8 protein-coding genes and 2 pseudogenes are annotated in these 14,956 nt (G+C 26.7%); all 10 read left to right on the top strand.

Going from position 1 to position 14,956, the window contains the following annotated elements; translation table 11 throughout:
• The first annotated feature begins 2 nt into the window (after window positions 1–2).
• Window positions 3–1,034 carry a 3-dehydroquinate synthase gene (gene aroB, locus AVBRAN12642_RS06375; RefSeq protein WP_336608134.1) on the top strand — a complete coding sequence of 344 codons (1,032 nt, stop codon included), beginning with the start codon at window positions 3–5 and terminating at the stop codon, window positions 1,032–1,034.
• Complete coding sequence (locus AVBRAN12642_RS06370; RefSeq protein WP_214118407.1) at window positions 1,031–2,599, top strand: mechanosensitive ion channel domain-containing protein; 1,569 nt, start codon at window positions 1,031–1,033, stop codon at window positions 2,597–2,599. Before aroB ends, AVBRAN12642_RS06370 begins: the two co-directional genes overlap by 4 nt.
• On the top strand, window positions 2,583–3,830 hold the full coding sequence (gene mtaB / locus AVBRAN12642_RS06365; protein WP_442862277.1) for a tRNA (N(6)-L-threonylcarbamoyladenosine(37)-C(2))-methylthiotransferase MtaB: 1,248 nt from the start codon (window positions 2,583–2,585) through the stop codon (window positions 3,828–3,830). Before AVBRAN12642_RS06370 ends, mtaB begins: the two co-directional genes overlap by 17 nt.
• The gene (locus tag AVBRAN12642_RS06360) at window positions 3,805–5,325 is read left to right on the top strand and encodes an AAA family ATPase (RefSeq protein ID WP_336608133.1); all 1,521 of its coding nucleotides are present in this window, start codon (window positions 3,805–3,807) and stop codon (window positions 5,323–5,325) included. Before mtaB ends, AVBRAN12642_RS06360 begins: the two co-directional genes overlap by 26 nt.
• Window positions 5,326–5,334: 9 nt before the next feature.
• The gene (gene mog, locus AVBRAN12642_RS06355) at window positions 5,335–5,868 is read left to right on the top strand and encodes a molybdopterin adenylyltransferase (RefSeq protein ID WP_336608132.1); all 534 of its coding nucleotides are present in this window, start codon (window positions 5,335–5,337) and stop codon (window positions 5,866–5,868) included.
• Window positions 5,869–5,953: 85 nt separating this feature from the next.
• Window positions 5,954–9,841 (top strand): hypothetical protein, encoded by a 3,888-nt coding sequence (locus AVBRAN12642_RS06350; protein WP_336608131.1) that lies wholly within the window; start codon window positions 5,954–5,956, stop codon window positions 9,839–9,841.
• Window positions 9,842–9,983: 142 nt separating this feature from the next.
• Window positions 9,984–10,799, top strand: a pseudogene (locus tag AVBRAN12642_RS09910) (cache domain-containing protein); the annotation flags it as partial.
• Between the two features lie 360 nt (window positions 10,800–11,159).
• Window positions 11,160–11,657 (top strand): annotated as a pseudogene (locus tag AVBRAN12642_RS09905) (methyl-accepting chemotaxis protein); the annotation flags it as partial.
• Window positions 11,658–11,694: 37 nt separating this feature from the next.
• Entirely contained in the window at window positions 11,695–12,006 is a 312-nt protein-coding gene (locus AVBRAN12642_RS06340; protein WP_336608129.1) for a DMT family transporter, read from the top strand.
• A gap of 218 nt (window positions 12,007–12,224) precedes the next feature.
• Window positions 12,225–14,956 (top strand): beta strand repeat-containing protein (locus AVBRAN12642_RS06335; protein WP_336608128.1); only part of this gene is annotated, 2,732 nt, incomplete at its 3' end.

The raw sequence follows: 14,956 nt of genomic DNA, 5'->3' as shown, positions 1-14,956 counted from the left end.
TTATGGTAATAGATATTGATTTAAAAGATAAAGCATATAAAGTTTATATAGATGAAGAATTAAAAATAAATAAAGATTATGTAATTTTAACTAATACAACTTTAGAAAAACTATACTTAAATGATGTTTTACAAAAAATAGGAAAACAACCAAAAGCGATAATAGTTATACCAGATGGAGAAGAATACAAAAATCAAGAAAGCGTTAATTATATTTTAGAAGAATTATTTAAGGCTGAAATTAGTAGAAGTGATTTGCTAATTAATCTTGGCGGCGGGGTAATTAGCGATATTGGTGGCTTTGTGGCTAGTATTTATAAGCGTGGAATAAAACATATAAATATAGCTACAACCTTACTTGCTAGTGTTGATGCAGCAGTAGGTGGTAAAACAGGCATAAACAATGCTTATGGCAAAAATCTAATAGGCACATTCAAGCAACCTAGTGCTGTTTATATTTTCACAAATTATTTTAAGACTTTAAAAAAAGCTGAATTAAGTGCTGCTATGGCTGAAGTTATTAAAATGGCTGTTTGTTTTGATTTGGATTTTTATAACAAATTAAGTAAATTAAGTTTTGATGATATTTTTGATAATATCTTAGAATTTGTAGAAAAATCAATAAAAATTAAAGCAAATGTGGTAATAAATGACGAGTTTGAAGATAATCTTAGAATGAAACTAAATTATGGTCATACTTTTGCTCATGTTATAGAAAATGAGACGAATTATAAAGGCTATTTACACGGAGAAGCTGTTGCTATTGGTATGGTTATGGCTAATAAATTGGCTTGTAATTTAGGTTTAATTTCAAAAGAATTTGAAATAAGTATTTTAAATACTTTAAAGAATTTTAATCTACCTACATTTTATAAAATTAATTCATCTTCTAAATTCTATGAAGGATTTTTTCAAGACAAAAAAACTCTAAGTGGAAAAATCAACTTTATTTTACTTAGCAAAGAAGATTTAAGCATTATTAAAAATGATATTTCAAAAGATGAAATATTAAAAGTTTTAAGGGAATTTGAATGAGATTTTTATTAGCTTTTTTTGTTTTTGTAACTTTTATTTATGCAGAAAATACAGAAGAATTTACAAAAAACCTTGAGGGAGTGTATTCTGTCAAGGAAAAATTGCATATTATAAATAATGAATTAAAAGACAATATCACTATAAAAAATTATAAAAATTATCAAGAATATTTAAGATTAAAAAATGAATTAAAAGAAGCAAATGAAAATTTATTAAAAGCTAAAAAAACTCAAAAAGAACAATTAGAAAATACCATAAAATCACTTGAAGATAAACTAAGTGTATTAAAAGATTATGAAAGCTACAGTGTAGTAAAATATTTAAATCTACCAAGTGAGCCTACTGAATATAAAAAGATTTCAAATATTTATTTAGTTATTGAAGGTTTATCAGAGCGTAAAGAATTAGCTAATGAGAAAAAAGAATATGAAATAAAGTTAAAAGATTTTACTACATTAGTATCTAAAATAGATAAGAAAACAAAGCTTTTACAAGAACTATATGACATTGAGCCAAGTGAGAATTTAAGTCAAGAATTAGTATATTCTATAAAAGAATTAAATGATTATAAAAGCGCTTTAGAAAATATCACAAATGCTTTTGAGATATTTAAAGTTAAGGCAAATAACACAATTAAGCTTATAAATAACGATATAAAAAAGCAATATGATAGTGCTATATTTTTTATAGCAATTATTATTTGTATATTTATTGCTAGGTATTTATTAGGTTTGATGCTTAGAAAATATGTTGATGATAAAGATAAAGTTTATACTTCTTTTAAGATTTTAAATATTTTTACTTTTATTATTGTTTCTATGTTTTCTATATTTTATTTTGTTGAAAATATAAGCTATTTAGTAAGCGTATTAGGATTTGCATCAGCTGGTCTTGCTATTGCTATGAAAGATATGTTTATGAGCTTACTTGGTTGGGCCACTTTACAATTTGGTGGTGGCTTTCATGTAGGTGATAGGGTAAAGGTTAGTAAAAATGGAGTTACTTATGTAGGAGATATTATTGATATTTCTTTACTTAAGATGACTATATACGAAGATGTTACATATACTACTTTTTTGACAAATCGTCGTGCTGGAAGAATTATTTACATACCAAATCACTATATTTTCACAGAATTAATATCAAATTATAATTATTCTTATATGAAAACCGTTTGGGATGGAATAGATATAGTAATAGATTTTTCAAGCAATCTTGAAAAGGCAAAACAAATAATTTTAGAATCAGCTAGTTCTCATACTCAAGCATTCAGCGATAGTGCAAAAAAAGCAATTCAAAAAATGAGAAATCATTATCAAATGAAAAATTCAGGAACAGACCCGAAACTATTCGTAATGCTAGAGCAATACGGGATTAAAATATCTATTTGGTATATGACAAATTCAAGAGAAGCTCTTAAAATGCGTTCAATAGTAAGTGAAGAAATTATTAAAAGATTAAAAGCAAGTGATGATATAAAATTAGCTTTCCCATCACAAACTATTTATATGGATAAAAGAAATAATCAGCCATTTTTAAAGGATAATAATGAAAATATATATTAAAACTTTTGGTTGTAGAACCAATATTTACGATAGCGAACTAATCAAAAGCTATATAAAAGATAATGAAATAATAAATGATGAATTACAAGCTGATATGATAGTAATTAATTCTTGCACGGTTACTAATCAAGCTGATTTAGGCTTAAAGCAATATATAAGACATATTAAAAATCATAATCCAAATACTAAATTCATCTTAACAGGTTGTGCTGCAGCAAGTATTGGTAAAAACTTATATGATAGCAAAATAGTTGATGGTGTAATGGGTGCGTCTTTAAAATCAAATATAAATAAGTTCATACTAAATCCAAAGGAATTTGATTTAGGAAATTTAAATTTCATAGATGAAAAAATAGTAAGCAATTACGAAAACCACACAAAAGCATTTGTTAAAATCCAAGAAGGCTGCGATTTTGCTTGTTCTTATTGTATTATTCCTAGTGTAAGGGGCGGGGCTAGAAGCCTAAAATTAGAGCAAATTATAAATCAGATAAAAACCCTAGCTAATAATGGTTATAAAGAAGTAGTTTTAACAGGCACAAATATAGGTAGTTACGGAAAAGATTTAAATCTATCTTTAGCAAAATTGCTTAAAGAAATTAGCAAAATAAATGGGATTAAAAGAGTTCGTTTAGGTAGCATTGAGCCGGTTCAAATTGATGATGAGTTTAAAGAATTATTAGACGAAGATTTTATTGAAAAACATCTTCACATAGCCTTACAACACACAAATGAAAAAATGCTAAAACTAATGCAAAGAAGAAATAAAGCTTATAAAGACTTAGAATTATTTGAATATTTAGCTAATAAAGGCTATGCCTTAGGCACTGATTATATAGTAGGTCATCCAGGTGAGAGTGATGAAATATGGGCTGATGCTATTAATAATTTTAAGAAATTCCCTATAACTCATCTTCACGCTTTTGTGTATTCTAAAAGAGACGGGACAAAAAGCGTAGAATTAGCAAAGACTTTAGGCGAAGTTGATAAAAATATCTCAAAGCAAAGATTAAATGAGATTAAAGAAATTACTAGATTAAAAAATTATGAATTTAGAAAAAATCAAAAAGATTTAATAGTATTAGTAGAGCAGTTTAAAGACGGCTATTATCAAGGATACGACCAATATTTTAATTTAATTAAAATCAAATCAGATAAAGACTTATTAAAAACTTGGATAAATATTAAAGATTACGAGGTAGAAATTGACAAAAATAAAGCCATTTACTAAAAATATCAAAATAATAATCGCTTGCATAATTCTTGCAATTATAGCTTTAGGAATATTTTCGCTAAGTAAAAAAGAGCAAAATATATCTTTAAATGAGTTTTCATCATTAGAATTAAAAAATATTTCAAATGCTTACATTTATGAAAATATGCTTTATTTTTCAATAAATGATAAAGATTATAAAATTCTAGCTGATGAAGAAATAATCAAAAAAATCTTAAAATACAAAAGCGTAGAAAATAAAACAGAATTTGATTATTCAATAATTTTAGTTTTTATTATGATAATAATTTTTATTTATTATCTAATATATTTAAGAAATCTTAGCACAAAACAAGGCATATCAAATCATCCAATTAATAATGTCTTAAAACATGAATTTAGATTTGTTATCAAAACAGATAGTAATTTTAATGATGTTATAGGTCAGTTTAAAGCCAAGGAAGAATTAAGAAAATTAAGCTCTATTTTTAAAACCAACAATCCTTGCTTGATAAAAGGAGTTTTATTAACAGGTGCTAGTGGAGTAGGTAAGACTATGTTAGCAAGAGCTTTAGCAAATGAGTGTGGAGTTAATTTTTTATACCAAAGCGCAAGTAGCTTTAATGAAATTTTTGTAGGTCTTGGAGCAAAAAGGGTTAGAGAATTGTTTGCAAATGCTAAAAAATTAGCACCTTGTATAGTTTTTATTGATGAAATTGACGCACTTGGAAAGCAGCGTGGCAATGCTTTAGCAAACGATAGTGAAAATACACTTAATGAATTGCTAACTCAAATAGACGGCTTTGCAGAGCTTAAAAATGTCTTAGTAATTGCTGCTACAAATAGAGCTGATGTTTTAGATACAGCTTTACTTAGAAGATTTGATAAAAAAATTCATTTTACCTTACCAAATTATAGCGACAGAATAGAGTTCTTTAAGCAACTTGTTAAAAAAGATTTAATAAGTTCTGATTTTAATTTAGATTATTTAGCTTATATTTCAAAAGGTTTTAGCGGAGCTTCTTTTAAAAGCTTAGAAAATGAATTATTACTAAGAGATAGATTAAGCGAAAGAGAAATAATACATGAGATTTTAGTGATAAAGCACGGCATTAGCGAAGATTTAGAATTAAGCGAAAACGAGCAATATATTCAAGCTATTTATCAAGCAGGTAAAATCACTATGGCAAAGATTTGTGATGCGAATTTGATTTATGCTAATTTATTTACATTTGAGTATTTTTATCCAAACGAGCATATAAAATCATTTTCAGAAATAAAAAACGAAATCAAAATTCTTTTATCAGGAATGTTAGCAAATGAATTATTTTTAGGCGAAAATTACAATAATTTTTCTAAAGATAGAGATAAAATACAAGAATTAAGCAAATTTTATGTGGAATTTGAAATATCATCTTTAGAAGAAGAATGTAAAGAATATTTAAAAGCTTATGAAGAAGAGATTAAAAATACAGCAAATGAATTGCTTTTAAATAAAGAAATATTTTTTTAAAGGATAAAAATGGATAGTATAAAAATAGGGATAATTACGAGTTCAGATAGAGCAAGTGCAGGAGTTTATGAAGATATTAGTGGAGCAGAAATTAGAAAAATTATGCAAGAATATATATTAAATGAAATTGATTTTAAATACTCATTAATCCCTGATGAAGAAGAACTGATTACAAATGAGATTATTAAAATGGCTGATGAATTTGAATGCGATTTGGTATTTACCACAGGTGGAACAGGACCAGCTTTAAGAGATGTTACACCAGAAGCAACAAAAAAAGCAATTGAGCGTGAATTACCAGGGTTTGGAGAATTAATGCGTGCAAGCTCACTTAAGATTGTCCCAACAGCAATCCTAAGCCGTCAATTAGCAGGGACAAGGGGTAAAACTCTAATAATCAATCTCCCAGGTAAGCCAAAAGCAATTCGTGAATGTATAGAGCCTATTTTTCCTGCGATACCATATTGCCTAGACTTAATGAATGCAAGTTATATAAATGAGAGCGAAAACGCACCAAAGGTATTTAGACCAAAAAGTAAGTAAAAAATATTCAAAAATGCACACAAGTGCAATAATTATTTAATAAAAAAAATTATAATTTAAAACTTTAATTTTTAAGGAGAATAATATGAATAGGAAAATTGTGTTTTCATTAGTATTATTATCGGCTTTTTCTCATGCAAACGCAGAGACTAGAACGCCATTACAAATAGGTATAGTGGATACTGATGGTGAAAGTCAACATAGTAATCACTTAAATAAATGTATTAATTCTACTACTAGCAATAGAAGTGTTGATGGCTTAAACGATTGTGCTAAGCTAAGAAAAATGAACGATAAATTCTATGTTCAATGTTTTGCAAAGCCAGATATAAGTGATGATACTTATAAATCTTTATCTAATAATTCGAGTTATTTTCATTTAATAAATATCTTAACTCAAAAAGGCGATGTTACTAAGAACCCAGAAAAGGTTAGGTATGAAGCATTAAGACAATGTGGAGTTAGCTATTTTGATGCTAGAATGTATTCAGCTTATAAAATGGCTGTGAAATATACACCTTATGATGAAGCTAGAAATTTTATTGTTAGTTATAGAGATAAAGTAATTCAACCAAAAATTTCTAGTGCATCTGAAGTATGTAAAAGAGTTTTAAGTGCGGAATTGAATTATATAAATAATTCTCAAAAAGGCTTAGATGATATTGATTACGACCCATATTATGCTGCAGTTGGTTTTAGAACACCTGAAGTTCAAAATTTTTCATCTAGTAAAACATTTTCAACTAATGTTACATTAAAATCAGATTTAGATGGTAGTGATAAGAAAAAATTTATAGAAGAGTATTATAAGGAATTTCATGCAAATACAACAGGTAGGGTTATAGTTTCAAGTAGTCCAACTGTTATTAATAGTCAATATTTAGTATATTTGTTAGATCAAAATGAGTTTGCAGGAAGTAATGGTTGGGTATATAGAAACTTCTCAAATATTGTTGGAGATAAAACAAATGCTGGCGATATTCAAGGAATGAAAGGTTGTGCTGGTTTAGATAGAGGAAGTTTAACAACTAACACAATAGCATCTTGGGATACAAATAAACTAATATTTGTTAATGAAAATTATAACAATGAAGTAGTTTTGGGTGTTTGTGATGTTTATAATAGGTATTTAGGAATTAATACAAATACTAATTCTTTTGCTAAAGATAGAGCATTGGAAGCGATTTTATTAAAAAATTCAAAAATTAAGCCTTTTGATTATGGTGATTTTTTAGCAGACTATAATGATAGCAAAAATGGAAATCGTGTTAATGATTATGCCGGTGGTGTTAGCAAGTGCTATAATTATGATTTAGAGCATTATTCATCACAATATTCAAGAGCTAATTATTTTGATTATTTAAATGAAATAGACTATAGAAAAGATGAAGCTAAAAAAATTGTAAGAAAAAATTATTTATTTAGTATTCATAAAAATAATAATAGTAGAAAAGGTATTGTTTTAGGAGATGATGATACTTATAATTTCAGCGTAAATATTAGACCTTCATTTATCAATAATAAACAATACGATTCTAGGGGAAGTGGAAATATTGTAACTACACAAGTTTCAAATTTAGCTGTTAAATTTATTCCTGATGCTAATTATTATCAAATTACAAATGAAGCAAATCAAACTGATAAAAAAGATAGCAAACCTTTAAAAGTTACTAATTTAGATGATGTTTATATTGCTTTAAATAACAACAAAACTCCATTTAATGCTGAAGATAGAAAAGCAAGTAATATTTCAGTTAAATATTATCTAACAAGTTTTGAATTAACAAAACAAAGAATGGCAGATGCAAATGGTGCAGTAGACCCTAAAGTAGAAGTGATATCAAATAATAATCAATATGAATTAGTTCAGAAAGAAAATATAACTGGTTTTGGATTAAAATTTACAAAAGATACATTTAAAAAACTAGCTAAAATCGATGATAATGATTTATTAAAGGGTAATATTTATAAATTTACTTTTAAACCTTTAGAAATTATTGAAGAAATTACTGAAACCAATGAAGAAGAAGTATGCCCAAAAAGTGGTGCTTGTAAAATTCAAGAAGTAAAAAGAACTTATAAAAGACCAATGTTTCAAGCATCAGGTGTTGATATTGTAAAAGGTGCTCCAAAGGGTAGTGTAGAAATTATCTTAGGTCATAGCGAAATGCCAAATGGTATTAATTTTGGAACAGCTTATAATAATATTGATGCTACTAAAGTATTAGAAAGTGGTAAAGTATCTTCAAATACAAAAGTAGCTGATAAGATTTATACAAGAACAAGTAGCCAAGATATATATTTAGGCTTTACAAAACCAGATGTTAAAGTTCTTTATAAACAATATATTAAGTTTTATAATGGTTCTGATGAGTTAAATGCAGATATTTATAATGGAAGCAAAAAACTTTCAAAATCAACTACAGAATGTAAAGGTTATTATCCAATTGATAACAAAATGGTTCTACATTTAAAAGATAAATTAGCTGTAAATCAAAATTATCAATATAGATACGAAATTGCAGAATACGATAGCACTTTTGAAGAATGTTCAGTATTAGGCGATAGAAGTTCAAATACATTCTCAATTAGACCAGATAGTATTACTTATAAAGTAGGCACACTTGATACATTTGATAAAAAAGCAGGTAAAGAAGATAAAAAATATCCAAACAATAATGTGACTTTCACTGCGGATTTAAAAGATGATAGATTTGGAATTAGTGTTGCAGAATTAAAAGTAAGTGATTCAAAAGGTAGTGTTAAGAAATTTTATTTAGAAGATAAAAATTCAGTTCAATTAAATCAAGTTGGCTCAAAAGCTGCTAGTAGAACATTTGTTGATTTTAATAAAACAAATGGTAATTTTGATATAAAAACCGTGTTTCCTTTAGTAACAGATGCTCAAATAGCATTCTCTGAAAACAAATTTACTATAGGAGATTTAGAGCAAGATTTATGCGTGAATTCTAACGCTGCTGTAGATATTACTAATGCTAATAAGATTAATTCAGATGGTAAAATTAACTGCCAAACTCCAGGTAATGAACTTACTGTTAATTTTATAGCAGATGAGACATTAGGCTTACAAATTGATAATACAAATATGGCTATTAGACCTTATTTAACAAATACAAGCTTTACTAATTATGTTCCATTTAGTGATAATGACTCTGAAAGATTGGCATTGCCATTGCAAGTAGCTAATAAAAATACTAATAATTATTTTTATAAAAAATTTGCTAATGATGACGCAACTATTAATATTAATTTAGGGTATGACCCAACACCAAATGTAAATAAAGTAATCATTAAAGCTGATTCTGAAACTTTAGGCGTAACAGCTACAAGTGGAACAAAAGGTGGATTTAAGGTAACTGGATTAAATAGTGGATTTGACAATGCTTTAAGTTTAATTGACCCAAGTGCTAAACTAAGCACCTATGATGATAGTAAGTTTAGTGCAAAAGAATTTGGTAAAATTTTAGTTAAGATAGGTTATCCAAAATACGATGGCACTAAGCCTAATTTAGACCCTAAATTCTTAATAAAATCTGCAGAAGCAGAAATTAAGTTTAATGGTGGCGGTAGTTTAAATGTAAGTAATTTATTAACAAATCCTTATGAGTTTGCTTTCACAGGTTTATTCTTTAAAGATTTAAATAAAAATACAGGAACAACTCGCAAAATTAGTGAAACTGACGCTTGGGTATTTAAATATGAAAATAACAAATTTGTAAAAATGGATTCTAAGAATTTAAGCAATTACTCAAAAGTATATAATGATGCAAAAGGTGGATTTAGCTTTATTTCTGATTATTCTAAAAAAGAAATACCTGGAGATACTTACGAAGTTCCATCTAATTTAGCTAATAACCAATATGTAAAAGATACTTTAAGATTTAGAGTAAAAGATACAAAATTTAGCTATCTTGATTCTGACGCTACATTTACAATTGAATTTGTAAAATAATTATTTAGCCCTTAGTTTATCTAAGGGCTTTTATTTTTAACATATATTTTCTTATTAATTTATTTATTATTTTTTTAACATTATTTTAACTTAGCATAAATAAAATTAGCGATTTTAATTATTAAAATATTAAAGGAGCTATATGAAATTATCTTACAAAATTACTTTATTTGCTTTTGTTTCATTACTGATTATCAATTTAAGTGCTATTTTGGTAGCAAGTAAAGGTATGAATGAATTAGACAATATCGCTCAAGAAGCTCTTGATGGTATGAGTGTTGATGACGCGAAAAAAACAGCAGTTAGTATTACTAGCTTAATTACTTCAATGTCTAAAAAAATTCATTCAGCAAGTGAAAATCAAGAAAGTTATAATAAAAATATTCTTACATTTTTAAGTGAATTAGACTTAAAAAATCGCTCTGTTAATTTATTTGTAATTAATAAAAAAGGCGAATATGTAATGCACTATTTAAAAGATAGAATTGGTGAAAATGCTTATAATAAAAAAGATTCTAATGGTAAATTATATATACAAGAAATAATTCAAACAGCAAATAATGGTGGTGGATTTGTAACAACTCATATGAAAGCTGATAAGACAAGACCAGAAAGAGATGTGGTGTATTATGTAGAAAAAGATAGTTTCAATGATTATGTATATATAAGCGTAATTTATTTAGTAGAAGCTAAAGAAGAAATAGCAGGAATTAGTGCAAAAGTATTGGATAAGAAAAATGAAGTTGTTTTAAATTATTCTGTATTTGCAGTTATTTTATGTATTATTATCCTTGCTTTATGGTTGATTGTTATTAGAATTTGGATTAGCAAACCATTAAACGAACTAACCCAAAAAGCTTATGATTTATCTAAAGGAGATGGGGATTTAACTAAACTTTTAGAAATAAAAGGCAAAGATGAAATAGCAAGTGCTAGTAAAGCTATAAATGATTTCATTGGTAAGATTAGGATTTTAATTAACGAAGTAAAACAAATATCTTATGAAAACAAAACAATAGCAGCCGAGCTTAGTAGTGTTAGTATGCAAACAGGAAAAAGAAGTGAAGAAAGTTTTAATATAGTTGAAAATGTTGTTGAAGAAGGTAAATTAACTAAGGATAGTTTATCATCAGGTATAAATAGTGCTAATGATAGTAAAAATGAGCTAAGAGGTAGCACTGATAGTATTCACGAAACAATTAATACAATTAGCTCTTTAACAGATGAAATAGATAGAAGTGCTAGTATAGAAAGTGCTTTAGCTAGTAAGATTGAGCAATTAAGCCGTGATGCTGATAATGTTAAATCTATTTTAGAAATAATTAACGATGTAGCAGACCAGACTAACTTACTTGCACTAAATGCTGCAATAGAAGCTGCAAGAGCAGGAGAGCATGGGCGTGGGTTTGCCGTAGTAGCTGATGAAGTAAGAAGTTTGGCTGAGAGAACTCAAAAAAGCCTTAGTGAAATAAATGCAACAATAAGCGTTATAGTTCAAGGTATTAAAGATGCAAGCGAGCAAATGAGTGATAATTCTAAACAAATTAGTAATTTAACAAATGTTGCAAATGGTAGCGAAGAGCTAATTAAAAATATGGAACAAAAATTAAAAGAAGCAATAATTAGTAGCGATAAGACCGTGGATAATTATATTAACGCTAGCAAACAAATTGAAGATATTTTAAATGAAGTTTCGCAAATTGCAAAAATCACTAATGAAAACGCAAGAAGTGTAGAAGAAATAGCAAAAGCTGCAAGTCAATTAACTAATATTAGTGAAGAACTAGATAGAAAACTAAGCGAATTTAAATCATAATATATTTTTGCTAAGATTGTGTATTTAAGGGGTTTTAATGTCTTGGATATACTTAATCTTAGCAGGTATTTTTGAAATTGGTTGGCCGCTTGGTTTTAAATTAGCCAGTAACTGCTCAAAAGTATGGATAGTATTTTCTATAATATCAATGGGACTTAGTGGGTTATTTTTATATTTAGCGCAAAAAAATATTCCTATCAGTATAGCTTATATTGTATGGACTGGTATTGGTGGGTTAGGAACGGCTTTAATTGGGATTATGGTTTTTAATGATAATGTAAGTTTTTTAAAAATTATGTTTTTAAGTTTTATTTTTATAGGGTTAGTTGGAATTAAAATTGTAAGTTAATATTACAAAATAATTACATTTTAATATTAAAAAATTTATTTATTGGTTTATGTTTTGTGTTTTTTTATAAAATTTAAAATAAATTTATACAAAATATTTAAAATTTTTCTTAATTTTATCAATACCCCCCCCCATCATATTAATCATACATTTACCTTAATACATTGATTTTCAAGTATAATGTAGCAAAATATTTCATTTTATTTATAGGGGAAGAAATGAAAAACACTATTAAATTATCTTTAGTAGCTTTTATATTGGTTAGCGGTAGTAGTTATGCTTTTGCTGATACTATTCCAAGCACCGCTATAAATTCTTTAGCATATGACAAGGTAACTTTTAGCAATAAGAAACAAATTTTAAGTACAACTTACAATAAACCAACTGATATTACATTTGATAGTAACAATACAAATAATCATATTATTTTAGGAAATCACAATCAAGATCATACAATTAAAGATATTAATATTAATCTTACAAATAACAATGGTTGGATTTGGGCTCAAGGAAATTTAACATTAAATAATTTAAATATATCTAAAAATAATAATGGTGTTCATGGTTTTATTGTTGATAATAATGCGAATATAAAAATGTTAGGTGGAAGTCTAAAGAATATTGCTATTAATATAGGTAGCAAAAGTTATAATGGTTCACTTAGTCTAGATAAAGTATCTTTGGAAAATATTAAATATGGTTATAATACAGATAAAGATATTGGTTTAGTTATTTCAAATTCAACTATAAAAGATAGTGATTTTAAACATAATACTACTATAGATAATTCTGTATTATCTAGTACCATAAAAGGAAATATTACGCTTGTTAATAAAGTGGATTTATCTAAAGCTACTATAGATACTACTGATTTAAAATTGAATAATATCGAAGTTAAAGGGCTAGGAAATGATAAATCAGAATTGAAAGCAAGTGGTTGGATAACTAATTCCGGTAATGTTAGTTTAGATAATATTGCAATAAATAATACAAATATTAAAATAAATCATCATATAATTTTAGGTAATAGTGGCAATGATCATGATGTTAACTTAATTATAAATAATAGCGATTTAACTAATACTGCTATAAATCGTTATTCTAAAAATGTAAATAATGCAGTTTTAACTATTAATGATAGTAGATTAAATAATACTAATTTAGCTAATGATAATGCAGGACTTGGAAACGTATTTATAAATGATAGTATTATTAATAATACAGATAGTAATGTAAGTATTAACAAAGGCGATAATAAAGGAACTTTTTATTTTAAAAATTCAGAAGTAAATAGCGTTATAAATGGTGGAATTCTTAATTTTGATAATTCACAAGTTAAAGGTAATATTAGTGGTGAGCTTAATTTTACAAACAAATCAAAAATTGATGCAACTATTAGCAGTGGTAATATTACTTTAGATAATTCAGAAATAAGTGGAAGTATAACTGCGAGTAATTTAACTGCTACAAATGGTTCAATTATAGGTGCAAATTCCACAATAAGTGGTAAAACCGATATAAGTGATAGCACAATAAAAGCTGATATTTCAAGTAAGAATTTAAATATTACAAATTCAACTGCTAGTGGAACTGCTGATAAAAAATTAGATATAAAATCTACCGGAAATCATATGCAATTAAATGGGGTTACATTTAGCGATGTTGCTCTTAGTTCTGGCAATAATAGAATTGATTTAAACGGAGATAATACCTTTAATAGAATTTTAGTAGAAAATACTAGCCCAAAAGGAACAGGTCATCATATAACTTTAGGTAATAATGCTAGTGCTACATTTAATGATAGTGAATTTATAAATACTGCTATTAATAATTACTCTTGGACTTATAACAACACGACTACTTTTAATAAATCAAAATTTACTAATACTTCAATAGGTTCAGCTAGTGCAGCATCTACTTCTAAAGTGTATATAAACGATAGTGAAATCAACAATACAGATACTAATGCAACAATAGGTGGTGGGACTATTTATCTTACTAATTCCACAATAAATAGTGATTTTACTGGTGGTCATATATATTTTGATACTAAAAGTAAAGTAACAGGCACTTTAAAAGGTTCTAGTTTTCATTTAAACAATATTACTAAATCAGCAATTAATGATAATATTAAGTTAGAAAGTGGAAATATAATTGCTTATGAAAGTCTTGAATTAGATGGTAAAAAGGATTTCATAAAAGAAAATACGGATTTAAATTTTTTAATTGAAAATAATTCGGAACTAAGGCTTAATAATTTAAATATATCAAATACGGAAATTAATTCTTGGAAATATAATAAAGATGAATTGACAAATAATAAATTATATATATCAAATTCTACTTTAAATGAAGTTGGGATTGGCTCAAAGGTTAATGGTGCTATTAAATATCTAACCGATTATTTAAGTTTAGATAATGTTGATATAAACAATACTCAAGCAAACAAAACTATGTATGCAAAAGTAATTGATATTAAAGGTGGTAATATAACAATACCTATGATTACTACTCTGCATCAAATTTATGCAAAAAATACAGATGGAAGAGATTTTTTCAATGTAAATAAAACTGATACTTTTATCAATGTAGATAATGCAGTGATTAATTCAAATATAGAAACAGGCGAACTTCATCTTAAAAACAATTCAGTTTTAAATGGAAATATTCAAGGAACTCATAAAGTTTATATAGATAATTCTACTCTTAATGGAAATATTACAAAAGACAATAGAAATACTTGTTATGAGCAAGAAGGCTGCACCGGAGAAATAGAAGATGTAATCATCACAAACTCAACCATAAAAGGTGATATAAACGAAGTAGGTAATGTAAGCTTAACTAATACTAACCTAGAAGCTTCAAATGTAATAGTAAAAAATGATATTAGCATAGATAACTCAACTAGCACAGAAGCAAAAACCATCACAGGAAATTTCCAAGTAGGCAA

It is taken from the genome of Campylobacter sp. RM12642 (assembly GCF_020137635.1).
GTDB lineage: Bacteria > Campylobacterota > Campylobacteria > Campylobacterales > Campylobacteraceae > Campylobacter_E.
This window is presented reverse-complemented; position numbering and strand designations above follow the sequence as displayed.

Bases quoted from the DNA above. Each gene is read 5' to 3' on its own strand.
- aroB (WP_336608134.1), top strand. From the start codon at position 3: ATGGTAATAGATATTGATTTAAAAGATAAAGCATATAAAGTTTATATA.
- AVBRAN12642_RS06370 (WP_214118407.1), top strand. From the start codon at position 1,031: ATGAGATTTTTATTAGCTTTTTTTGTTTTTGTAACTTTTATTTATGCA.
- mtaB (WP_442862277.1), top strand. From the start codon at position 2,583: ATGAAAATATATATTAAAACTTTTGGTTGTAGAACCAATATTTACGAT.
- mog (WP_336608132.1), top strand. From the start codon at position 5,335: ATGGATAGTATAAAAATAGGGATAATTACGAGTTCAGATAGAGCAAGT.
- AVBRAN12642_RS06350 (WP_336608131.1), top strand. From the start codon at position 5,954: ATGAATAGGAAAATTGTGTTTTCATTAGTATTATTATCGGCTTTTTCT.
- AVBRAN12642_RS06340 (WP_336608129.1), top strand. From the start codon at position 11,695: ATGTCTTGGATATACTTAATCTTAGCAGGTATTTTTGAAATTGGTTGG.